A 22,644-nucleotide genomic window follows, 5' to 3' on the forward strand; every position below is an offset into this window, starting at 1 on the left:
GTGCTTCGTGCGCCGAACACTGTTCAGTAGCACGATAAACCCTATGAGCCGGCAGATGGGGGACCTCACGTACCATGTCTTCCTCTCGCACAGCAGCGCCGACAAACCCGCTGTCGAGCAGCTTGCCCGGCGGTTGCGAGACGAGGCTCACCTCAACCCCTTCCTGGACAAGTGGCATCTCGTCCCAGGCGCACCGTGGCAGCCCGCTCTGGTGCAAGCGCTCGAAGCGAGCGAGACCGCAGCCATCTTCATTGGCCCCTCGGGACCAGGCCCCTGGCACAACGAAGAACTGCAGGTTGCCCTCGTCAAAGCAGCCAGGCGTCGCAACGATTTCCGCGTCATCCCCGTCCTTCTCCCCGGTTCCACCCCAGAGCAATTAGACGGTTTCCTGGGCCTGCGCACCTGGGTCGACTTCCGCAAGGGGCTCGACAGCGAAGCGGACTTCGCCCGCCTGGTGGCAGGAATCCAAGGACGGCCCTCGACCAGGGATGATTTCGAGCTGCCAGAAGAGCCCGCCCCCTACCGTGGCCTGCTCGCCTTCGACGAAGCCCACAGCGAATACTTCTTCGGACGCGGGCTTGATATCGAGTGCACGCTGGAGAAGCTCCGTCACGAGAAGTTCGTCGCCATCGTGGGGCCTTCCGGTTGCGGCAAGTCCTCTCTGGTACTGGGTGGCGTCCTTCCCCGCTTGAAGCAGCCAGGCGGCATCCTGGGCCCCAAGGTACACACCTGGACGCTGCGCCCGGGCCGCCACCCTCTCCGTGCTCTCTCGGATGCCCTGGCCACAGGGGAGGACTCCGCAGAAAAACGGATCTCCCTCTCCGACTCCCTGCACCGGCGCTTCCTGGAGCGCCCGGACGGCCTCTGCACAACCCTGGCCACCCTCACGGCCAAGCGGCCCGGCCCGTGCGTCCTGGTGGTCGATCAACTCGAGGAACTCTTCACCCACGCCCACGAGGACAGCGGCACGGGGGAGATCGAGCCCTTCATCACCCACCTGCACCAGGCACTACGCGATGACAGCGTTCCTCTGCGCATCCTCGTCACCCTGCGAGCCGACTTCTTCGACCGCTGCCTGAGCCTTGCACTCCTCCGCGAGCTTCTCCAGGACCGTACAGTGCTGCTGGGCAGCATGGGCGACGAGGCACTGCGCGATGCCATCCTCCTCCCGACTCGGAAGGTCGGTGCCTACTTGGAGAAGGGCCTGCTCACCGCCATCCTCAAGGACTTCTCCCGTGAACCCGGGGCACTGCCCCTGCTGGAGGATGTCCTCGAGCAGCTCTGGCAGGCGCGCAATGGGGCATGGCTGACCTTGACTGCGTATGAGGCCAGCGGCGGTATCTCCCAGGCCCTCCAGCGTCGTGCCCAGGCCTGCTACGAGACACTCTCTGCGGAAGAGCGCGAGGTGGCACGACTGGTCCTGGTCCGCCTCACGTCCCTGGGGGAAGGCCGCGAGGACACCCGGCGCCGCATCCCCCGCGCAGAGCTCGTCTTCCCTGGCATTCCCGAGGCGAGAACCGATCACGTGCTGCGGGTGCTCTCAGGAGCTGCAGCGCGGCTCGTCGTTACGAACCAGGACAGCGTCGAGGTCGCCCACGAGGTCCTCATCCGCACCTGGCCCACCCTGCGCCAATGGCTGGACGAGGACCGACCGGACCTTCGTGTCCAGCGCCGCCTGGCAGAGGCGTCCAATGAGTGGAACGAGAAGGGACGTGAGGCCGGCTACCTCTACGCTGGAGCCCACCTCCTCGATGCAGAAGAGCTCTTCCAGCACAAACCCAAGCTCCTCAACCAGCGCGAGCGCGAGTTCGTCGAGGCAAGCATCCTCCTGCGTGACCAGCTCAAGCGTAGGGAAGAGGAGCAAACGAAGCGCGAACTCGAGGCCGCACGTCAGCTGGCCGAGGAGACGGAAGCCCGGCGAAAAATCGAAGCCGAAGGAGCAGCACAAACCCAGCGCTCGGCCCGTCGCCTGAAGAATCGCGCGAACGTGCTCGGAGCCGTGATCGCGATTCTCTTCGCGGTGTCGTTCCTCCTCTACCTCCAGTTTCAGCGAGCAAAGGAGAAAGAGCGCGTAGCCTTCTCACGCGAGCTTGTCCTGAGCGCGCGTCAGAACATGAGGGAGGACCCGCAACGATCGCTCCTTCTGCTGCAGGAGGCCCAGCACCACGCTCCAGTCGACAACCTCAGCGAGCAACTCGATGCTTGGAGCGAGGAACCCTGCCTGCTCGTTTTGCGAGGCCATCAAGGGCCTATTCTAGAGGCCGTGTTCAGCCCCAACGGCGAACGCGTCCTCACCGCCTCCAAAGATGGCACCGCGCGCCTGTGGGATGCCTCCTCCGGCAAGCCTCTTCTCACGCTCCAGGGACACTCCAATTGGGTGACTTCCGCGACCTTCAGCCCCAACGGCGAACGCGTCCTCACCGCCTCCAAAGATGGCACCGCGCGTCTGTGGGATGCCTCCTCCGGCAAGCCTCTTCTCACGCTCCAGGGATACTCCAATCGGCTGAATTCCGCGACCTTCAGCCCCAACGGCGAACGCGTCCTCACCGCCTCTTGGGATGGCACCGCGCGCCTGTGGGATGCCTCCTCCGGCAAGCCTCTTTTCACGCTCCAGGCACACTTATTCGGGCTGGCTTCCGCGACCTTCAGCCCCAACGGCGAACGCGTCCTCACCGCCTCCGACGACGGCACCGCGCGCCTGTGGGATGCTTCCTCCGGCAAGCCTCTTCTCACGCTCCAGGGACACTCCAAGGGGCTGACTTCCGCAACCTTCAGCCCCAACAGCGAACGCGTCCTCACCGCCTCCAAAGATGGCACCGCGCGCCTGTGGGATGCCTCCTCCGGCAAGCCTCTTCTCACGCTCCAGGGACACTCAGGCGCGCTGACTTCCGCGACCTTCAGCCCCAACGGCGAACGCGTCCTCACCGCCTCCAAAGATGGCACCGCGCGCCTGTGGCCAAGCTGGCGCTGGGACCCGGAAACCTTCGCGAAGCATGACGTGGGCCGCTCACTCACCTGCGAGGAACGCCGCACGTTCCTTCATGAGGACATCACCTGCGCCGAGGAAGCGGTCCCCACCACCTTGGACCCTTCCCCGCAGATGGCGCCACAACGCCCTGAAGGTCCTGCTCTTCGCTCGGGCAGGAGAACAGGTGGGTAGGAGCCCGGTCCCGGAGACTCAATGCCCCCCCAACTCCGGTGACCCGAAGCCATCACGTTCTCCCATCATCGTGAGCCGATGGGCCGGAACAAACGGCTCGGCCCTGAAACCGTTGAGAAAGCACCGCCTCACCTTGGACAGATGCACCACCCGCCTCGCCTCCCCATCGCCCAGCGCGATGAGGTCGCCAACAGCCCGCGCATCATCGAGGGAGAAGCGTCCGCGGCTGACCACCTGGTCAATGCGATGCACCTGAAGTAAGTGGGGGCTGCCGAGGTGGCCAGGGCACAGTCCACCACGCGGGCCTGGTACTCGCCGGTGAACCGCTGGTGGTGCGCCGTCTTGAGCAGGTAGATGTGGCCCCCCACGGCATCGTAGGTGGGGATGACCACGCGGCAGCGCACCTCGCCCAGACGCCTGTCTTGGAAAACCGATTCCAGCGCGGCCTTGAGCGTCTGGTGCGAACGCTTCGCCGTGAACAGGTGCCGGAACATTCGTCCAAGCCGTGGCACGAGCCCCATGCTTGGGAAGATGGCGGGCCCCTTGTCCCGGTAGAAGTCACAGATGAGCTGGGCGGGGAGACCCAGCGCCAGCCCCAGGGCGATGATGCCGCCCGTCGACGTACCGGTGATGAGATCGAAGTGGTCGACAAAAGCGAGGCCCGTCTCCTTTTCGAGTCTCGCCAACACCGCGGCAGTGAATGCCCCCCGGATGCCACCACCATCGAGACTCAGGATACGAAATCGATCCATCGCGAGCCCTTCCCGCCTCCAACAATCGTCATCCGTCGCCTCTGTTCCGGCAAGGCACGGGCGCCCGTCAGCCCCTCCCGAAGGGACGAGAAGGGCTGGGTGTCACCGCCGGAGAGGAGAAGGCGCGAGGCCAGCGCTCGGTGGGCCAGGTAGCTGGCACACTCCACCGAACCGAGAGGCCCAGGGGCCAAACGCGGCCCCACTCAGCTCCTGCCCGCGCTACACCTTCTTGAACACCACGTAGCCCGCGGAGGGGATGTTCACCGGCGTCGTCCCTCCCCCGTTCAGCGTGGCTCCGAAGTTGCCGAAGTTCCCGCCGCCGTACGCTCCAGCATCGCTGTTCAGCACTTCCTGCCAGTTCCCCGGAGGCAGCGGCATCTTGTAGCCGTCCAGGTTCTGGTGGTTCAGGCTGCCGACAACCAGGTACTCCTCGTTGCCAGACTTGCGCGTGAACGCCAGCACCGAGTCGTCGTTGTGCGTGTAGACGCGGTTCACCTCCGCCGTGGCGCTGAACGCCGGGCTCGAGTTCCTCAGCGCGATCGAGTCCTTGTAGAACTGGAACTGCTGCCGCTGGGTGATGTCCAGCATCGCCTCCTGGCGCTGCGACGGCTCCAGCTTCGCCAGCGTGTTGAACACCTGCTTGTCCTGCGCAGACAGCCCCTTGTACGCCCCGTCCTGCTCCCGCGCCTGTGGCGCCAGGTTGAACAGCCGCTCGTACGTGGCCTTCTGCGTGTCGTTGAACGTCACCTGCTTCCAATCCCAGTCCTTGCCCAACGACTCCCAACTCCAGTCGTTGTCCCACGTGGACGGGTTGCCCCAGCGGAAGTCGTTCTGCGCCCCGAACTCATCGCCCTGGAAGAAGATCGGAATGCCCGGCGACGCGAACCCGATGCCCGCCGCGAACCGAGCCGCGTCCCGCGACCACTGCGTCGGAAAGTCCGTGGGCTGGTTGCCCTCGGCCGTGTTCATCGTCCGCTGCCCGTTCCCCACCTCGTCATGGTTGGAGATGATCGTCAGCGCGCTCTTCCACCCGTCGAGCCCACGCGGGTTCGTCAGCAGGTTCATGAACGCGTCCACGTCCGTACGCTGCCCACGCGACGCCGCCTGGATCAGGCCCGGCTTGCTGTTGTCGTTGATCAGCCGGTGCTGGTACTCCGTGTACCACTGCGCGTCGAAGCCACCGCCCGTGCCATCCGCCTTCGCCGGCTTCGTCAGCGACGGGTCGTAGTCAAACTGCTCCGCCACCGTCCACGCCTTCGGGTTCAGGAAGTGCACCTGGCGGTTGATCTCCCGCAGCATGTCCCAGCCGTCCTTGCCTCCCACGCCCTTGATGGGCTCGGTGAAGTCGAAGCGCAGGCCGTCGAACTTCAGCTCGGAGATCTGCTGCACCGCGTGGTCCACGAACAACTGCTTCACCTTCGGGTTCTGGTACGCAGGCACCGAGCCCCACGGCGTGTCCCGCTGCTCGAACTTCCCCGGCTCGTTGGACCAGTTGAAGTACGGGTTGCTCGGGCCGCCCATGTTCCACAGCCCGTTGTAGTCCCCGAACACGTGGTTGTAGACGACGTCCGAGATGACGTTCAGCCCCTTGCCGTGGGCCTCGTCGATGAGCCGCTTGAGCGCCTCGGTGCCGCTCACCCACTTGCCGTTCTCGTCCTCGAAGCCCAGCGAGCTCTCCGTGGCCAGGCTGTTCACTCCCAGGTAGCCCCAGTTGCGGCTGCCCTCCACCTCGTTGGTGGGCAGCAGCTCCAGCGTGTTCACCCCCAGCTCCTTGAAGTAGTCCAGCTTCTTCAGCAGGTCCTCGATCGTCGACCGATCCGAGTTCCCCGCCTCGCCCAGGAAGCTGCCCGCGTGCAGCTGGTACACCACCCACTTGTCGTGGTCCGTCTCTCGCGGCGCGCTGTCGTTCTTCCACGGGAAGCTCGCGGGATCCGTGATGATCGATCCCCGGAAGGACACCCCGCTCTCCTTCGTGATCAGATCGCTCCACGGATCATTGAAGCCCGACGCCTGCCGCTCCGCCGCGCTGTACGTCCCGTCCGCGTTCGCGTCGTCCCGCAGCCGCAGCTTCCCCTGGGCGTCCTTCTCGTAGACCTGGAACTCGTAGCGCAGCCCCACCAGCTTCTCGGGGTTGTTCACCAGCGAGGTCCACGCCCCGCCCTCGTTCGTCATCTTGATGCGGCCGTCCGGCTCGATGTTCTTCGACCACAAGTCGTTGAACTTGCCGCCGTGCAGCTTGTCGATCAGCGTCGAGTCCATCTCGCCAATCCGCTGCAGCAGTGCGTCCTTGCTCAGCGGCTTGCCGCTCTCGTCCTTGAAGACCAGGTAGGCGCTGTCCGCCGTCTCCTCGTCGTCCACGTTGAAGCGCATCAGCTCCTGCACGCCGGGGAAGTAGCGGTTCTCCTCCCGGCCCTTCACCGGATCCAGGTAGAGCCGGTCGATGCCGCGCTGCTCGCCCATCATCTCCCGGGCGTACGGATCCGGCCGGTCGCTCGTGGCGCCCGTCGAGTCCACCACCTCGTAGACGTAGGACTTGCCCTCCAGTTGCTTCCAGCCCCCCTTCACCGAGGAGGCCCAGTCCCCGTTCTCCGCTCGCTCCAGGGGAATGCGCTGCACCTGGCCCTGCTGATCCGTCACCTTCACCGTCACCTGCCGCGCGTCCGGCGCCCACAGCTTGAAGTTGATGTCGTCGCCACGCTTCTGCGCGCCCATCTCGTGGTACGTCGTCGGCGAGTACGAGGCCGTGGGCTTGCTCAAGTCCAACTTGAGGTTGCCCTCGCCCATCACTCCCCACTGATCGTTGCCGCTGGGGCCGTCCACCGTGACGCCCCACTCCCAGTTGCGGGGCAGGCCGTCATCCTGCAACTCCACCGTGGCCTCCCACTTCCCGTTGCCCAGCGAGCGCATGGAGACGCCTTCGCCGTTCCATTGGGTGCTGTAGTTACCGGAGGCATCCCAGCTGCCCTTCAGCTTCACGTCCGTGAGCTCTTTGTGCGGCCCGGCGTCGTAGACAAACGTGACGGTGCGCTTCTGCGGCTGGCCCACCGTGGCCCCCGAAGTGCCCACCGCCAACGCCGCCTGGGTACCCGCCACGCTCTGCTTCGCGGCCGCTCCCTTCGCCTCGAAGCCGTCCGCTCCCCGCTTGCTCACCCGCGCGGTGGACTCGAAGCCGTCCTGGCGCGGCGCCGCGCCCGTCGCCTTCTTCCCCGAGGCCGGTGCGCTGTCCTTGCGCGGATCCGCGGCATTCGCGGAGGCGGTGCCCTTCGTCGCCGCAGGGGTCGCGGCCGGGTTCCGGTTCTGGCGGTTGATCTTGGTGTCGCTCATGTTCGCCTCCACAAAATCATGTGGGATAATGTACGGTGCCCGTATCTTCGCACCATACCTGCCCAAAGTTGCGTCCCAAGGGACAGAGTGTTCGAAATTTCAGTGTAGGTGTGCCGCGATGTAGAGGAGCAGGTCCACGGGAAGTGAATTGATGCCCAGCCCGATCGAGGCATGGAACGGACTGCCCACGGAGATGCCGCCTCCGAGGTTGAGGTGGGCCACGGGACCCAGGCACAGCTTCACGCCCGTCTCCACCCCCACGTTGGCGGAGCGCTCCTGGAAGGCGGCGCCGATCAGCAGGGTGCCGTACGGGACGATCTCGGGCGTGAGGTAGTGCTGGTAGCCGACCGAGCCGTTGAACTCGATGGCTCCGCGGGAGTCACCCGCGAAGTGGAAGCCCAGGGCCATCCGGCGGGACCAGAAGAGCATGGGCTGGAACGTGTACGCGAGGGCGTAGGAGCTCCGCCCGGTGATCGAGGGGCGCCACCAGAACATCACCTCGCGATCCGGCTTGTCGATGGCGGGGATGTCCCAGCTGAGCTGCCGCACCCGCTCCTCGTCCCCGGGCTCGCCGCGGGACTGGTAGAGGCCCATCAGGGCCAGCGTGGCCTGCTTGTCCTCGGCGTCGTAGCCCTTTCGCAGCGGGGCCTCGGCGCTGGCCACCTCTCCCCTGTCGAGCATGAGCTGACCCTGGAGGGTGCAATCCCCGGTGACGCCAAGCTCGCACGAGCGGCCGAAGGCGTTCTCGGCCTGCTGCCTCTCGCCCTCCTGGAGGAGTTGCTGGCCCCACTGGCTGCAGGAATCACCTCTCCCCTGCGCGCACTCGGGCCCCAGGTTGGCGGCGGTGGTGGTGGCGCACGCGGCCAGCAGGAGCGGGAGCGCCCTCACTCCCAGCCACGCCAGCAAGCGGGCGCAGGGCGCAACAGCGCGTGGGGCGGGGACAGGGGGGGACACGCTCGTCGTTCTCCGGGGGAGCCGTCCCGGAGGATACCGCATCCGCTGACGCGCTTCGGAGCGGGCCGACGCGGGAGCGCCGTGAAAGCGCTCCCTTGCCGCAGCTACACCCGGGCCTTGCCCATTGCGGGCCGGCCCATCCCGCGGTTGCGAGCCTTGCGCCCGGAGCGGAACGTCTCGATGAGCCCCAGGACGGCCAGCACCAGCAGCGCCGAGCCTCCCACCGCGATCAGATAGTCCGCCGCGCTCACCCTGCCGCAGTCGAGACAGGCCATCGCGGCATCATCCGGCGCGTAGTGGATCTGCACCTTGGAGCCCACCGGGTAGTGGCTCACGTACGCATTGGCGTCATCCATCGCCCCGGCGGAGACGCCCGCCCCGAAGGCAAGCGTCTCGGCGGTGTAGGGCTTGCCGCCCACCGAGTACTCGTAGCTGACGTGCGGCAGAAAGCTGACCGAGCGCCGGCTGCGCTGCCGCTCGACGGTGGAGCGAACCACCTTGGCCTCGGCGATGGGCCAGCGCTGGCTGGCGTGGGCCCGGTACAGCGTCCTGCCCCCGCCGAACGCGAGCGCCGCGCCGAACACCAGCATTCCCAGCCCCAACAACAAGCTCTTCACCACGGTGCGACCTCGGAGAGCCCTGCCCCGATGGCTCCGCAAGCAAGCGACTGAGGACCGAGGCTGGGGGCAGAGAAGCCTCGGAGAGCCGCAGGTGCACGGGACGGGCCAGGACAGCGTGTCCTCGCGACGATGCGCACGAAAACAGCCCGGGAGCGGGGCATTCCGCCCCCCCAAGGAGACTCTGGGGCATTGTGCCCCGCTCCCGGCCCTCTACTTCAATCCCAACCGCGCAGCTCCACGCGCACGCGCCGCATCCAGTGTTCGACCTGCTGGCGCTTCAAGGTTGCCAGGACACGGCCCGTGACGATGGTGAGCCCCGTGAACGTCATCACCATGAATCCGATGCGATGGTCTCTCAGTCCTGCATGCACGAGGTTTGCCACCACATCCAGCGTGAGGAAGAGCGAGCCCAGGGCCAGGTAGGCGCGGATGTGGAGCACCATGCCCACCGCCACGCCGACGAGGCACACCGCACCGAATACGAGGGCATAGGCGCCATCCGCCGCCAGGCCCACCTCCAGCGAGAGCTTCGCGGCCGCGGGCACGTAGAGCAGGAAGCCCCCCAGGAAGCGGATCGCGTTGCGCGCGGCCTGAGGGAGGCTGGAGGCGAACAGCTGCCCGAGCATCAACATCAGCAGCCCGAGAGGCGCCAGGTAGATCTCCAGGCCGTCGAGCCCGAAGGCGAGCGCGGCAATGAGCAAGGCCAGGTTGCAGGCGGCGGCGGCCAGCGAGCCGAACCAACGGCTCTGCTCCACCGCGCCGATGGCGGCGTACAGCAGGCCCGAGCCCCCCGCGAGCAGCGCAGTCTCGCCGGTGGCGCCTGAGGGCAGCACCCATGCCATGAAGAGGGGCAGCAGGGCGGCGAACCGGCGCGTCGCATCCGCCACGGGAGGAATCCCCGCCCGGCGCGCGAGGACAGTAATGCCCACCAGCACGAAGCCCAGCCCCAACGCGAAGAGCGCATCGTGCTCGGGACGAAGGCTGGTGGCGTACAGGGCGCGCACCATGCCGTAGACGCCCACGACCGCGACCTGCACGAAGTACACGTGCCGCCCCGTGTGCTCGCTCCAGGCACAGTGCAGCGCCACGATGACCGAGAGCCCGAGCGCCGCCAGGGCCTGCGGGAGCAGCTCCGCCCCCGGGTCCTGGACGAGCGCCGCCACGGTGGCGAGCAGCGCGCCGCAGCCGATGAGCCACACGTCTCGCCCTACCCCGAGCCCTGACTGCAGGTCTCTCCGGCGCTCGCGGAGCCACTGGCCTCCGGCGTGCGCGAGGGCCGCCCAGACCGCGACGCCCAGCGCCAGCGCCGCTCCATAGGAGGAGAAGAATGCCGGGTACGAGACGGAGGACAGCAAGCCCAGGTGAGAATCCTCGCTCTCCGCCAGACGCGGCCCCCACACCGCGGCGAGTCCACAGGCCAGAGCCAGGCCCGCGAGGATCGACCCCCATGCCGCCTCCAAAGAGGCGAGCACCCCTCTCCATGGGAAGGCCCCCGCGAGCCGAATGGCCGCCACGAGCGCCACCGTCATCGGGACAGCCGCCCACAACATCCAGCGCCCGGACAGCAGGCCCTCCAGCGCGGCCCGGAAGAGCTGGGGGACGGCGATGTGCGGAGCCACGATGCCGTCAACCGCCAGGGCGTACACCGTGCCGGCCAGCGCATAGAGGCTCGAGGCGAGACGGAAGCGCATGCGGATTCGCTCTGCGTCCCCTTCCCTCCTGCGGGCAATCCACGAACCGGCGCTCACCGTCGCCAGCGCAAGGAGCGCGAGCACGGGACCTGGCCATACCTCGAAGTTCTCTGCCCGGTGCGCCAGGGCGTGGACGACCAGGAGGATCCCCGCCCCCAGAATGCCCTGCGCCTGTCGGCGGGCTCTCGCCAGGAAGAGCACGGGGCCGGTGGCAAGGACGAGCAAGGCCGAGCTGATTCCTGGCAGGAAGAATGCCGCGGCGAAGACGAGCACCGAGGCGGTAGTCGCCCAGTCCCGCAGCGACTGTCCCAGCGAGTCCGTGAAGGAACCGAGGCTGTGCGCATGGGCCTCGCGGAGTTCCTCGGGGACCCAGGACAGCAACCGCCGGAGGAAGACAAAGCGCGCCCTGAGATGCACCTGCACGAGCGCCACGCCTGCGTACGCGAGCCCCGCGGCGGCGATGCCCGCGAACCCTCGCTGCCACACGAGGAACGGAGACACTCCCGGCGGTACCCACGCCTGGGGATCGAGCCACCCCCCATGGAAGTACCCTATGGCATCGGTCCGCACCCATTGAGCATTCGGCGGAGCCAGCGCCGTCAAGCTGGGTCCCACCAGCGCCTGCTGCGCGGCCCAGAGCGCGGCGCCAGCGAGGCCCAGCAACAGCCCCACGTGCACGACGCTCCTTGCACGAAAGGAAGCGGCGAGCAGCAGGGAGAGCACCGCTGGGCCTAGCAACATGAGCGGGGGCACAACGCCCAGGGCTCGAGATAGTGAAGGGGCTCCGACGGAGGCAGCGCCCGTCACGAGGACGCCGGCCAGGGCCGCGACTCCCGCATGAGGCACCCAATGGTAGAGCCGACCATGGGACTCGTTCTCCAGCCTGCGGCCAAGCCATGGCCCGAAGCGCCTCGCCACGAGGGCGAATCCCCAGAGCCCCACGCCGATGATTGGAAGCCTCCAGGCGACGATGTCCGGCGGCAGCGGCCTTCCAGCGCGGTTGATGATGGAGGCGAGGGTGATGAGGAGACCGCCCGCAGCCAGCGCCACCACCGAACCTCGCAGGCGAAACGCCGTGAACCCCCGCGTGAAGAAGGCCAGGAGCGCGCTGAGGACGAGCACCCCGCTCGCGAGCAGCAGCCCGGAGCGCTCGGCATCGAGTGGACGGGAGGTCCACGAGGCGAGCTTCGCGGCGCACACCAGGGCCAGCACCAGCGCCATGGCGGCGAAGCCATCGGTGATGAGCGGACGGCCCGACTCGGGAAACGGCAGGGGGATGATCCCGAGCAGCCTCCGCGCACCCTGCCAGTCGCGCTCCGCCCTTCCCCTCAGGGCGGCAATGAGCGCAAAGCCGAGCACCAACACGGCGAGCACCAGCGCCTCGGAGTCAGGGCGGGAGGTGCCCCCCACCCGCGCGGAGAACCGCACCACCGCCAGCGCCACTCCCGTGGCGGCCAGGAACGAGAGCACCCGGCTCCTGTCCCGCCTTGCGCGCAGCAGCAGTACCCCCGAGGCGATCAGGGTGGGCACGCAAGAGATCGCGGCAGCCTGGAGCTTCGCAGGCATGCCGAAGAACCCCACCGGCAAGGCTGAGGCCTGGATGTCGAAGAAGAGCAGCACCCCCAGCGTGGCGCCCCCGAGAGACAGATCATCGAGCGGCGACAGGTCGAGCGAGCCTCCGTGGCGGCGGACCCACGCGCGGTGGACGAGGGCAGCGATGCCGTAGAGGCTTCCCGCCAGGACGAAGAAGGCCAGTGTCGTCCAGGGCAGGGAGAACCTGGGGAACGCGCCGAGGGCGGCGAGCACGGCGAAGGAGACGGCGGCTCCTCCCAGGTAGTGCAGGCCTCGCCAGCGATGACCCGCCGCTCCATGCGCGGCCACGGCGATCAGCGCCCCGGTCACCACGCTCGGCCAGACGCTCTCCGTCCCCCAGGCCCACGCCGCCAGATGGACGAGGGGCATCGACATCACCGAGAGGAAGGTGCCCCAGAGCAGCAGGCGGAGCCGCACGCCACCATCCATGGTCCGGCGCGCGAGGAGGAGGAGTCCCGCGGCCACGACCGCCACGCCCACGCACCACCCAGCCGCATCCTCAGGCACCTGCAGCCGCGCGAGCAGGAAACCCGAGAGCGTCGCGGCCAACACTCCCAGGTGCAGGAGCACACGGCGGCGCGGTTCGAGCAGGAAGAAGGCCAGCGCCACGGCAGCGGGCGTGAACGCGGAGGCGACATCCACCCAAGGGTCCGAACCTGGGCGGCTCGAGAAGGCCGAGACGCCTCCGGCCAATGCACTGCCGACCATCACCGCATGAGCCACCACCTCCACCACGGGAGCCGCACGAGGATAGGCCTGACGCGCGGAGTCCCGCATCGCAGCGGCGGCCACGACCGTGGCGAGCGACGCAGCCCACAGGGCCATCCCCGCGAAGAGAGGGCTCCCAGGCTGCAACGCATCGAAGCTGTCCGGGCCGCTGGCCACGGAGAAGAGGGCCAGGGCCAGAGAGCCATAGAGCGCCAACCCCAGGCTGATGAGCGCTGGCCGCCCCTCCCCGGCACGGCTCGACCGCCACAGCGACATTCCGAGCGCGGCGACTCCCGGGAAGGACAGGAGCACACGCATCCAGAGCGCATCGCCCAGTCCCATGAGCGGAAGCTCGGCCAGCAGGGAGGGCATGAGCGCCCACGCGAGCGCCACCCAGGTCGTGCCATGGAGCAAGCGTCCCGAGAGCCTCAGAGTGGCAAGACACAGCGCCGAAAACCCGAGCGCGCAGGGTACTCCCACCCCCGGAGCCAATCCCACGAGGGCTGCCAGCGCGACGAAGACGATGGGCAACAGCGACAGGCCAATACCCGCGAGCACCCGCCCAGCCGAGAGCGAGCGTCGCCCCAGGAACACGCCCAGACCGATGAAGCCGGCGTGGTAGGCGAAGAGCGCCCCCGTGACGATCAGTTGACGCGGCACGCCTCCGAGCGCCCGCCACGCCTCGCGCACTCCCATTAGGGAGCCCCCGAGCACCAGCAGCGCGCCGAGGAACCACCACACGTACTCGTGAAGCTTGAGCGCCCCCTCCTTTTCCCGAGGGCCACCGTCCGCATCGAGCGACACGAGCGTATCCAGCCCTCCACCAAGAGCCCCCGTGCCTCCCTGGCCGAAGAGCGCACTGCCAGAGCCCATGGCCAATCCCAGGTCGCGCTCGCCATCCTCTTCGCCTTCTCGTGGACGTCGCGGCTCGGAGGCCGCCACTTCCTGCTCCGCCCTCGCAGCCTCCTCCAGCGAGCGGAAGAACTCCCTCCCCCATCCTGGCCGCCACGCCACGAGCCGCTGAATCGACTCAGCCCATGCATCGGCCCGCTTCTCCACGGACATCTCGCGGGCAGGCTCGGACTTCACGGGTGGGGGCTCGGCGGGCGCGTCGAGTGACTCCACCAATTGGATCGCCGTACTGGAATCGATGAGCTGTTGTTCCCGCCATCCCTCGATCCGGCCTCGCAGTCTGGCTCGGACGAGCCCTTCCAGATGGGCCTCCTCGGGAGGCACGAGTACGGCACCACAGGTAGGGCACGCGGGCCCGACGTCATCGGTGCGAAACCGCGCACAGTCAGGGCAGATCAGGGCACTCACCGGCACCTCTCAGCCGAGAGCATACGACAGACCGTGCTCGCGCTTTGGGCGGGGGCTCGGTAGCCTGGGTGCCTCTTTGGGAGGGGATTCCATGCTCATTGTCCCGTCCGTCCTGGACGCGGTCACGGTCCACGCCGACGGAGCGCTCTGCACCCGCGTCGCGACGGTCTCGGCCGAGAATGGCCGGCTGCCCACGCAGGTGCGCATCAATGGCTTGCCGTTGGGAATCAACACCGGCTCGCTGCGCGCATCCGTGCTCCAGGGGCCCGCGGGACTGGCTGTCCGCGACATCCGCCCCACCTTCGATGTCCAACTGCCGCCCGAGCCTGATGTCCCCGCGGAGCAGCGCGCCCTCGAGGAGGCCCAGGACGTGCTCGCCAGCATCACCACCGAGTTGCGCCGGCTGGAGCAGGAGCTCGACGCGGTGCGGCAGCTCGGCCCCACCTTCCCCAAACCGAAAGCGGGAGAGGAGCCCCGAGAGGCGTCTCCCACGGCCATTCTTGCCCTCGGCGGTTTCGTCGATGAGGAGCTGGCCGCCCTCCACTCCCGGAAGCTGGATCTGGAGCGCCGGCAGCGAGATGCGGTGGCGGAGGTGGAGCTGCGCCAGCGTCGACTGCAGGAGGGCTCCTCCTCGGTGCGAGGCCAGCGCGCGGTGCTGTACCGGGCCGCCCTCATCACGCTCTCGGAGCCAGGCGCGGCGCAGGGAGAGGCACGGCTCGCCCTGGAGTACGCGGTGCACGGCGCACGCTGGGTACCCGGCTATGAGCTGCGAATGCCGCGCTCGCTCGACGGCGGGACCCTGCGGATGCGCGCCTCCGTCGTCCAGCGCACCGGCGAGGACTGGCAGAACGTGAAGCTGTCGCTGTCCACCGCGGAGCTGCACCGGCGCGCGGATGTGCCGGAGCTCAAGGCGCTGCGCATCGGCCGGCGCCAGCCTCCCCCGGCTCGCTCGGGCTGGCGCGAGCCTCCTCCCGGACTGGACGAGCTCTTCGTGGGCTATGACGCCGCGGGGAGCCCTCCACGCCCGGCACAACCCCCTCTCCTGGGAGCCGCCGCGGGAGCTCCAGCGACCCGGGATCAAAGCACCACTGGCGAGGTCTACGCGGACGAGCTCCGTGCGCAGATCCCCTCCCCATCCAGGCCGAGGCCCCTCCCCGAGCCCGCGGCTCCTGCCGCAAGCGTCATGAGCGAGCTCTCGGACCTGTCGTCGTCTCCGCCCATGCCGAAGGCGAAGAAGGTCGGTGGCTTCTTCGGGGCTGCCCCTGGCGGCGCGCCTCCTCCCCCTCCCCCAGCCCCCGCGGCGGCGGCACCCATGCGGCGTCCCTCGTCCTTGCCCAAACCCCAGGGAGGCGGAGGCATGGCCCGCTCCCGGGGGAGCCTCTCTCGCGGCGATGAGATGGCCAAGGACAGCTCGAGCTTCGCTGAAGAGCCCGAGATGGACCTCATGGAGGATGCCGAAGGCGGGGACCTGGGAGGCTACGGCGGGGCGCCGCCCATGGAGCAGGCCCCCTCCAGCATCGAGCCGGGTGGCCACCTGATGGACTACGACTCGCTGGAGCTGGCTGCCGCGGACCAGCCCGGCCAGCGAGGCAAGTTGAGGCCCCGGCCCACCGGATTCTCCGAGGAGCTGCTGGCACTGACCGCGGTGCAGGTACGGGTGGACATCGTCTCGCTGCTCGCCGTGCGCCGGCAGAGCATGGACGCGATCCGGCACCTTCCCCCTCCCACGTGGGCGGTGCCGCCGCGCCAGTCCACGCCGCACTTCGACTACCGCTACGACGTGGAGACGCGGATGGACGTGCCCTCGGATGGCGCGTGGCACACGGTGTCCGTGTTCTCGGCGCCCGTGGGGCTCGTGGCCGAATACCTCTGCGTGCCGTCCATGGGTCCGCAGGTCTTCCGCACGGTGAAGGTGGAGAACCGCACGCCGCACGCGCTGCTCGCGGGCCCGGTGGACGTGACGCTCGGGGACGAGTTCCTGATGACGTCTCCCCTGCCCACGCTGGCGCCGGGGGCCACGCAGCGGCTGGGACTGGGCGTCGAGGAGTCCATCAAGGTGTCGCGCAACACGCGCTTCGACGAGGCCTCGGGCGGTGTCTTCGGTGGGGCGACGGTGCTCACGCATCGCGTCTCGGTGGAGGTGGCCAACCGCCTGGGACGGCCCGCGACAGTGGAGCTCCGCGAGCGCGTGCCCGTGGTGCCCAAGGACGAGAAGGACATCAAGGTCGAGGAGTCCGAGATCAAACCCGCCTGGCGCACGCCGGAGCCGCTGCCCGGAGACACGCCCGTGGAGGGCGAGCGGGCGTGGCGGGTGACGCTGCAGGCCGGAGAGAAGCAGTCGCTGGACGCGACATGGGTTGTGCGGATTCCCTCGAGCAAGATGCTCCAGGGCGGAAACCGGAGGACGTAAGTGAGCACCACCGTCACGCTTCCTGTTACCAAGGTCACCGTCCTGGAGGATCGCGCGCTCGTGGAGCGCCGAGGCGAGGTGACGCTCCCCGCCGGCCCGCAGAGGCTGCGCGTGGAGGGCCTGTCGCCGCTCGCGGTGGATCGCTCGCTCCAGGTGTCGCTCTCCGGAGGCGCCATCGTCGGGGCGCGGGTGAACCGCCTCTGGAAGGAGCAACCCAAGGAGGGCCTGCGCGAACACCGCACGGAGCTCGGCCGCCGCGTCGAGTCGCTCGAGCAGGCGGTGCGCGTGGCCACCGGCGACGTGCTGCGGCTGGAGTCGAGGCTGAGCGTGGCGCAGGCCGCGCGCGCGGACGTGCTGCGCTCCATCTCGGAGCGGACCGGCGCGGGGATGGCCGCGCCCGATACCTGGCGCCTGCACCTGGCGGCGGTGCGAGCCGAGGTGGGCTCCACGGAGGAGGCGCTGCGCCAGGCGCGCAAGCGTGAGTCCGTGGCCCAGCAGCGGCTGGCCGAAGCCCGGAGCACCCTGGTCCAAGGCGAGCAGCCGGAGGCAAAGCTCATCACCTCGGCGGAGATGGAGGTGAACCATCCCTCGGGGGGCGCGGTGACGGTGAGCGTGGCGTACCTGGTGCCCTGCGCGGTGTGGCGGCCGGCATACCGGGCCACGCTGCGGTCCCTGGAGGGCGGCGGCGAGGGGGTGACGATGGAGTGCGAGGCGGTGGTGTGGCAGCGCACGGAGGAGGACTGGAAGGACGTGGAGATGGCCTTCTCCACGGCTCGGCCCACGCTGGGGGCCACACCGCCGAGGCTGGTGGAGGACCGGCTCTACCTGCGAGACAAGACGCAGCAGGAGAAGCAGGTGGTGGAAGTGTCGATCCGCGAGGAGTCCATCCAGACGACGGGCGAAGGAGGCGCGCAGGCCACCCCGGACATGCCGGGCCTGGACGACGGCGGCGAGGCGCTGACGCTGAAGGCGCTCCACCGCGTCACCCTACCCTCGGATGGCTCGCCTCACCGGGTGCCGCTGTTCCAGTTCACGGCGCCGGCGACCTCCGAGCTGGTGGGCACGCCGGAGCACTCGCCGCTGGTGCACCGGGTGGCGCGCTTCGAGAACAAGGGGAGCTCGGTGCTGCTGGCGGGCCCGGTGGATCTGGTGCGCACGAGCGGCTACGTGGGCCGGGCGCAGCTCAGCTTCGCGGGCGTGGGCGAGCGGGTGAAGCTGGGCTTCGGCAGCGAGGACGCGCTGCGCATTGCCCGCCAGGTGGAGACGAAGCTGGACACGAACCGGATCACGGGCCGCAAGGTGCGGACCCACTTCGTGAAGCTGTTCCTCTCCAATACGGGCAGCCGGCCGGAGCAGATCGCCCTCGAGGAGCGGATGCCTGTCTCCGAGGTGGAGGCGGTGGAGATCGAGCTGCTCAAGGACAAGGCGAAACCGGCTCCGGCGAAGGTGAGCCAGGACGGGATCATCCGCTTCGAGTTGCCCACCCCGGCCCGCTCCCAGCAGGAGGTGACCTTCTCCTACACGGTTTCCAGTTCTTCCAAGGTGAGCGGGCTTTGAGCTGATCTATAGTGCCGACCTTCCCTCTCACTCTGCGAATGCCGAACGCAGCGAGCCAGGGTTATGTCGGTGACACCAAGAACGAGCTCCACCTGGGCAATGGCGAGAAGTTCGAGATCACCCGCTTCAACACCAAGGTGAACGAGGTGAAGTTCACCCAGCAGCCGGGAGTGGGGACGGACCTGAGCTTCAACAAGAGCTCGCTCGATCCCCGGCAGCCGCTGGGGCCCAACGAGCAGGCGGGAGTCTTCCTGGGCTGGAAGAACGGCAAGGGCGAGGTGATGGATCTGGGGCAGGCCTCCCCAGACACGCGCTTCTTCGCCACGGCGCCCATGAACGGATGCGCCCTCATCGTGGGAGGCAATGGCAAGGGCCCCACGGTGATGCACGCCAACTACGACGGCGCCGCCCTGCAGAACAGCATGAAGCACTCGGATCAGCTCAACGTGTACACGGACGCCTACAAGAAGATTGCGGATCAGGCGGTGACGGGCGGCCACATCCCCGGAGAGAACCGGGTGGTGTTCGATCCGAGCCAAGAAGCAGACCACGGAGATGGTCAACCCGGGCTGGCTCGGGAGGCTGACGGGACAGCAGCCCAAGCCCCGCACCCACACCGAGATCATCACTGGAGAGGTCTGGCCGAAGCCTGACTTCTCGGCCCTGGAGCCTCGCTGAGCCTCCGCTTCCAGCAGGATCCTGGCGACGGTGGCGGCTTCGATTCCCGCCGCCTCCATTTTCTTAGTACGTCTTTACGGATGGTTAGCGGCTTCCTCCATCCGTGTTGCACGTATGTCGCACGCCGGAGCAGCGGGCCGTGACGAACGTGAAGGTGTCCGCGAGCCCCCGGTGATTGACGGACCTGTGATGGTACCCCTGTAATCTCGGGTGGTGCTCCCGGCGCGCGGGGGCCATGGCCAGGAGGCTCCCTCTGCCGCGCTCGATAGTCCTGCTGCTGTTCGTGCTCCTCGCAGGGTGCAGTGCCTCAACGCGGGGCGTCGTCCGCTTGGACACAGGCCAGGGCGAGCCCATCGTCCACACTCCGCGCCGCAACGTGGAGCCGACGGAGGTGAGCCAAAAGGAGTTCAAGAAGGCCGTCGCGCAACATGCTCCCTCGGTGCCTGCCGTGGAGCGTCCGCTGGAATACGCTGGGCGCCTGTTCGGAGTACCCGAGCGAAGCGGCTGGTACCGGTACGAGGGCAGGAGCCAGCGCCTTACGGCTGCGGAGCCGGGGAACACCAGGAACCTGCGCCTGTTGCCCGAGGACGAGGAACTCAAGCGCTGCTACCTGGAGTGGTGTGAACGGACGTGGGGTCCCGGGGATTGCCTGCGCCTGCTGGTGGACAAGCCCTTCCTGGATGGGGATGCCAAGTACGCGCTCGCCATGGCGATTGCTCACAGCAAGGTGCTGGGGGCCATGAAGGAGGAGCTCGCCCGGATGGTGAGCCCCCAGGCAGTGGTGGCCACAGTGGTGGGCGGGCTGACCATGTATGCGATCTTGCTCGCGCTGCCCGAGCCGGTGAGTAAGGGCATCGCCGCGCTGATGACGCTGGGGGCCATGGCTTACCTGGGCTGGGACACGGTGTGGCGCCTCATTGATGGGTGGCTGGTGCTGATGAAGGAAGTGGATAAGGCCACCACCTTCGACGGCATCTCCGCCTCTGGAGAGAAGTTCGGGAACACCCTGGGGGAGAAGGCGGCACGCGCCTTCGTCATGCTGGGCACGGTGGCCCTGGGGAATACGGCTTCAGGGATGGCAGCGACGCTGCCCACGTTGCCTGGAGCTGGGCAGGCGGCGGTGGTGGCCGAGACGCAGTTGGGCATCCGCTTCACGGCTCCGGCTTTGGCTCAGGTGGAGTCGGTCGCCATCACTGCCGAGGGCGTCACCCTCGCGCTGGCCCCCAACGCAGTGGCCATGGCGGCTCGCGACAGCTCAGGTGGTACGGCCGGCGCGCAAGCTGCGCCGCCCAGCTCCGGTGGCCCGGGTGAATGGGTCCAGGTGGACGAGCACATGTCCGAGAGCGCCCGGAACTATCAAGCCCAGAGGACGGGGGCGCCCAAGGGTTACGCCTACCGCGTCAAGGCGGGTGACGAGGAGGTGGACTTCGATGGGTTCGACAAGGGCGTGCTGCTCGAGGTCAAGGCCCCTGGCTACGAGCAGTGGATCACCCAGAAGCTGGACTTCCTGCCGAACTTCAAGGGCGCCCGCAAGCTGCTGGAGCAGGCGACGCGCCAGGTCAACGTCGCCAATGGGACGCCCGTCCGGTGGATCGTTGCCGAGGAGAAGCTCGCGGGTGCGCTCAGGAAGATGTTCCGCAACGAGCGTCTCCCGATTGATGTCATCCATGTTCCCCCAACTCCCCCGACTCCGTGAGGAGTAGCCGCCCGATGATAGAAACGTATTACGCTGCCTCCTACTGGCTCGCCCGGCCCGAATCCGCTGAGGCATGTGCATGCCGCGCGGAGCGTTTCTTTCACCTCCTGGGTCGCTGCGACCCGGCGTGGACCCGCTGGTATGAGACAGAAGACTCCTTCGAGGAAGCACGCAAACGCTGGTTCACGACAGATGCGGCGAACTTCCAAAAGCTGTTTGGCGAGAAGGAAAACCGGATCGGTGACGGCTTCACTTTCTGGCTGTGGACGGGCGACAACCTAAACGAAACGTCCCAGGTCAACGGGAGGTGCGGTTCATCCTCGCCGCGGATTCCGTCCAACTGCGTGCTCAAGCCTTACGACGAGGGGCTCATCGGGGAGCGAGTGCTGACTGCTCCCGTCATGGCCGAGGTGGTGCGCGCCATGGCTCTGGCCTGGGACCCGGAGTGGGCAGTGGCTACCTCGGAGCAGCACCGGGACAGTTCCACGGGGAGCGCTGATCCAGACACCTTCGTGGGATGGGTGATGTACTTCTCACGGCTACGCGGCACGGTGCCCCCACTGCCTGCGCCTGTGCGCATCGAGCCGGTGGAGGACAAGGGTACTCTCGTCATCCTCATCCCCGAGCGGTTCACCGTTTCCAACCCGGAGCACGTCGCGCTGGCCGCCCGCGTCCACGAGCTACTGAGCCGGGCCGGGATGCTGCGGCCGTTTCAGCCCTGGCCGACAGGGTGACTGCACGGCCGTTGCGGGCGGTTACGAGGTAAGGGCGCGATTCCGCTGGGAGTTTCGCACCGACCGGAGCGGGTTCGATTCCCGCCGCCTCCATTCCAACAAAGCCCCCAAGTTCTCGAAGCTTGGGGGCTTTTTCATACCCGCGGGAAACACGGCAATTCGACTCCAGGGCTCGCACCACCACGGCGTCATGGCTGGGCCAGAAGCCCCGCATCATCGATCTCCCCCAGGCCTTTCACCTGGATCGAGCTGTTCTCGACAACGTCATACAGCACGAGCCCGCTGTAATTGAGCACGAGGAGCATCCGCCCATCCGCACTGATGTCGCGCACCCTGGACCCCGAGTCGACCGGTAGCTCGCGGGTCGTGTCGCGATCGACGTCGTACTCGTACAGACGGACGCCGGCGGTGACGGACCTCTGCTCGCGGAAGTAGAGCGTCCGCCGGACCGGGCTCGCCGCTTCGAATGTGTCGAATGTGCCGCACAGTCCCTCGTGAACTCGCCAGACCCGCTCCTGGCCGGTGCGGAGATCGAACCGCCGGTAGGTACCGGCATCTGCTCCCTCGCAGTCGGTGTCAAAGTCGCCTGAGCGGTAGAAGAGCATCGTGTCCCCCAGCACCGCGGGCGTCAGCATCCCCTTGCGGACCTGGGGCAAGGACGGGCCGACCTTCCACGGCTTCCTGCCCGTAGGGTCCAGCGTGGCGAGGCGGACGCCGCCGCGGGGATGCCTCAGCGCGGTGCGCGGCTCACCGAGGATCACCATATTGCTCGCGGCGTCGGTCTGACCGCGAGGGAGCACTTGCACGCTCTCGGGCCGAGGGCCGAAGCTCCAGCTCCACCACTCGCTCCCATTCGAGTCTCCCGCGGAGACGAGTACGCGGGAGCCGTCCGCCGTGAACAGCGAGGGGAACTGAGCGAAGAAGCGCAGGTTCTCCTTCCATCCATCGGGCACACCGGGGGTAATCGCCACGATTCCGTTGAGATCCCCCAGGACGAGGAAGGTGCCGCTCTTGGCACGTCCTGCCTTGTCGGTGGGCACGACGAGCTCGCGGCCAGATACCACGACGCTCACCAAGCGGACCGGGGGAGCGTCGGCGTCGCCCATGACGTGCACCGCCGCCGCCCACCGCCCTGTTGGCGGATGCACAGCGAGAGGCCCGAAACTGCACGGTTCCGAGCTGCGAACCATCTTGCCCCGCTCGGGACCTGAGAGCATTCGAAGGTCCGTGGTCAGGCGGCAGTCCGCGAGAATTCGGAGGCCGTTCGCGTCCACGGAGACGACACTCCCTTTCCTGGCGACGATGATCGGCACTGGCGACACGGGCTCTTCGGCCCAGGCGACGGTCACGGATGTCAACAGGGCCAACAGCATGGTGACTCGACTGGCGTTGAGCATGAGGCTGTAACGGCCTCGCAAGGCCGACATTCACCCCTGGACGCATCGGA

General features: G+C 67.9%; 12 protein-coding genes. 6 read left to right on the plus strand and 6 right to left on the minus strand.

The window, feature by feature from the left end; genetic code table 11:
- The first annotated feature begins 43 nt into the window (after window positions 1-43).
- Complete coding sequence (locus KY501_RS31790) at window positions 44-3,160, plus strand: nSTAND1 domain-containing NTPase (protein WP_224367400.1); 3,117 nt, start codon at window positions 44-46, stop codon at window positions 3,158-3,160.
- A gap of 128 nt (window positions 3,161-3,288) precedes the next feature.
- On the opposite strand, the gene KY501_RS31795 is transcribed toward KY501_RS31790, so the two are convergent.
- From KY501_RS31795 to KY501_RS31815, 5 genes are all read right to left on the minus strand, one after another.
- Complete coding sequence (locus KY501_RS31795) at window positions 3,289-3,912, minus strand: patatin-like phospholipase family protein (protein WP_224367401.1); 624 nt, start codon at window positions 3,910-3,912, stop codon at window positions 3,289-3,291.
- A 219-nt stretch (window positions 3,913-4,131) separates the two neighbouring features.
- Window positions 4,132-7,236, minus strand: a complete 3,105-nt coding sequence (locus KY501_RS31800) for an alpha amylase C-terminal domain-containing protein (protein WP_224367402.1) — start codon at window positions 7,234-7,236, stop codon at window positions 4,132-4,134.
- Window positions 7,237-7,335: 99 nt separating this feature from the next.
- On the minus strand, window positions 7,336-8,190 hold the full coding sequence (locus KY501_RS31805; protein ID WP_224367403.1) for a hypothetical protein: 855 nt from the start codon (window positions 8,188-8,190) through the stop codon (window positions 7,336-7,338).
- Window positions 8,191-8,294: 104 nt separating this feature from the next.
- Window positions 8,295-8,810, minus strand: a complete 516-nt coding sequence (locus KY501_RS31810) for a DUF3592 domain-containing protein (protein ID WP_224367404.1) — start codon at window positions 8,808-8,810, stop codon at window positions 8,295-8,297.
- A 215-nt stretch (window positions 8,811-9,025) separates the two neighbouring features.
- Window positions 9,026-14,122 (minus strand): hypothetical protein, encoded by a 5,097-nt coding sequence (locus KY501_RS31815; RefSeq protein WP_224367405.1) that lies wholly within the window; start codon window positions 14,120-14,122, stop codon window positions 9,026-9,028.
- A gap of 91 nt (window positions 14,123-14,213) precedes the next feature.
- Between KY501_RS31815 and KY501_RS31820 the strand changes: the two genes are divergently transcribed.
- The 5 genes from KY501_RS31820 to KY501_RS54365 all read left to right on the plus strand — a co-directional run bounded on the left by KY501_RS31820 (window position 14,214) and on the right by KY501_RS54365 (window position 21,197).
- Window positions 14,214-16,532, plus strand: a complete 2,319-nt coding sequence (locus tag KY501_RS31820; RefSeq protein ID WP_224367406.1) for a DUF4139 domain-containing protein — start codon at window positions 14,214-14,216, stop codon at window positions 16,530-16,532.
- Window positions 16,533-18,089: a DUF4139 domain-containing protein gene (locus tag KY501_RS31825; protein ID WP_224367407.1), complete on the plus strand. Its 1,557-nt coding sequence runs from the start codon at window positions 16,533-16,535 to the stop codon at window positions 18,087-18,089.
- A gap of 38 nt (window positions 18,090-18,127) precedes the next feature.
- Window positions 18,128-18,742 (plus strand): hypothetical protein, encoded by a 615-nt coding sequence (locus tag KY501_RS31830; RefSeq protein WP_224367408.1) that lies wholly within the window; start codon window positions 18,128-18,130, stop codon window positions 18,740-18,742.
- A 278-nt stretch (window positions 18,743-19,020) separates the two neighbouring features.
- On the plus strand, window positions 19,021-20,463 hold the full coding sequence (locus KY501_RS31835; protein ID WP_444881613.1) for a restriction endonuclease fold toxin 5 domain-containing protein: 1,443 nt from the start codon (window positions 19,021-19,023) through the stop codon (window positions 20,461-20,463).
- A 14-nt stretch (window positions 20,464-20,477) separates the two neighbouring features.
- A complete protein-coding gene (locus KY501_RS54365) occupies window positions 20,478-21,197 on the plus strand; it encodes an immunity 52 family protein (protein ID WP_373691663.1) in 720 nt (239 codons plus the stop codon).
- A 188-nt stretch (window positions 21,198-21,385) separates the two neighbouring features.
- On the opposite strand, the gene KY501_RS31845 is transcribed toward KY501_RS54365, so the two are convergent.
- On the minus strand, window positions 21,386-22,624 hold the full coding sequence (locus KY501_RS31845; protein WP_224367411.1) for a hypothetical protein: 1,239 nt from the start codon (window positions 22,622-22,624) through the stop codon (window positions 21,386-21,388).
- Between the last annotated feature and the right edge of the window lie 20 nt (window positions 22,625-22,644).

The organism is Hyalangium versicolor, assembly GCF_020103695.1.
GTDB lineage: Bacteria > Myxococcota > Myxococcia > Myxococcales > Myxococcaceae > Hyalangium > Hyalangium versicolor.

What these genes read in the sequence shown, in the direction of transcription:
- KY501_RS31790 (WP_224367400.1), top strand. Translation starts at nt 44, where the DNA reads ATGAGCCGGCAGATGGGGGACCTCACGTACCATGTCTTCCTCTCGCAC.
- KY501_RS31795 (WP_224367401.1), bottom strand. Translation starts at nt 3,912, where the DNA reads ATGGATCGATTTCGTATCCTGAGTCTCGATGGTGGTGGCATCCGGGGG.
- KY501_RS31800 (WP_224367402.1), bottom strand. Translation starts at nt 7,236, where the DNA reads ATGAGCGACACCAAGATCAACCGCCAGAACCGGAACCCGGCCGCGACC.
- KY501_RS31820 (WP_224367406.1), top strand. Translation starts at nt 14,214, where the DNA reads ATGCTCATTGTCCCGTCCGTCCTGGACGCGGTCACGGTCCACGCCGAC.
- KY501_RS31830 (WP_224367408.1), top strand. Translation starts at nt 18,128, where the DNA reads ATGCCGAACGCAGCGAGCCAGGGTTATGTCGGTGACACCAAGAACGAG.
- KY501_RS54365 (WP_373691663.1), top strand. Translation starts at nt 20,478, where the DNA reads ATGATAGAAACGTATTACGCTGCCTCCTACTGGCTCGCCCGGCCCGAA.
- KY501_RS31845 (WP_224367411.1), bottom strand. Translation starts at nt 22,624, where the DNA reads ATGTCGGCCTTGCGAGGCCGTTACAGCCTCATGCTCAACGCCAGTCGA.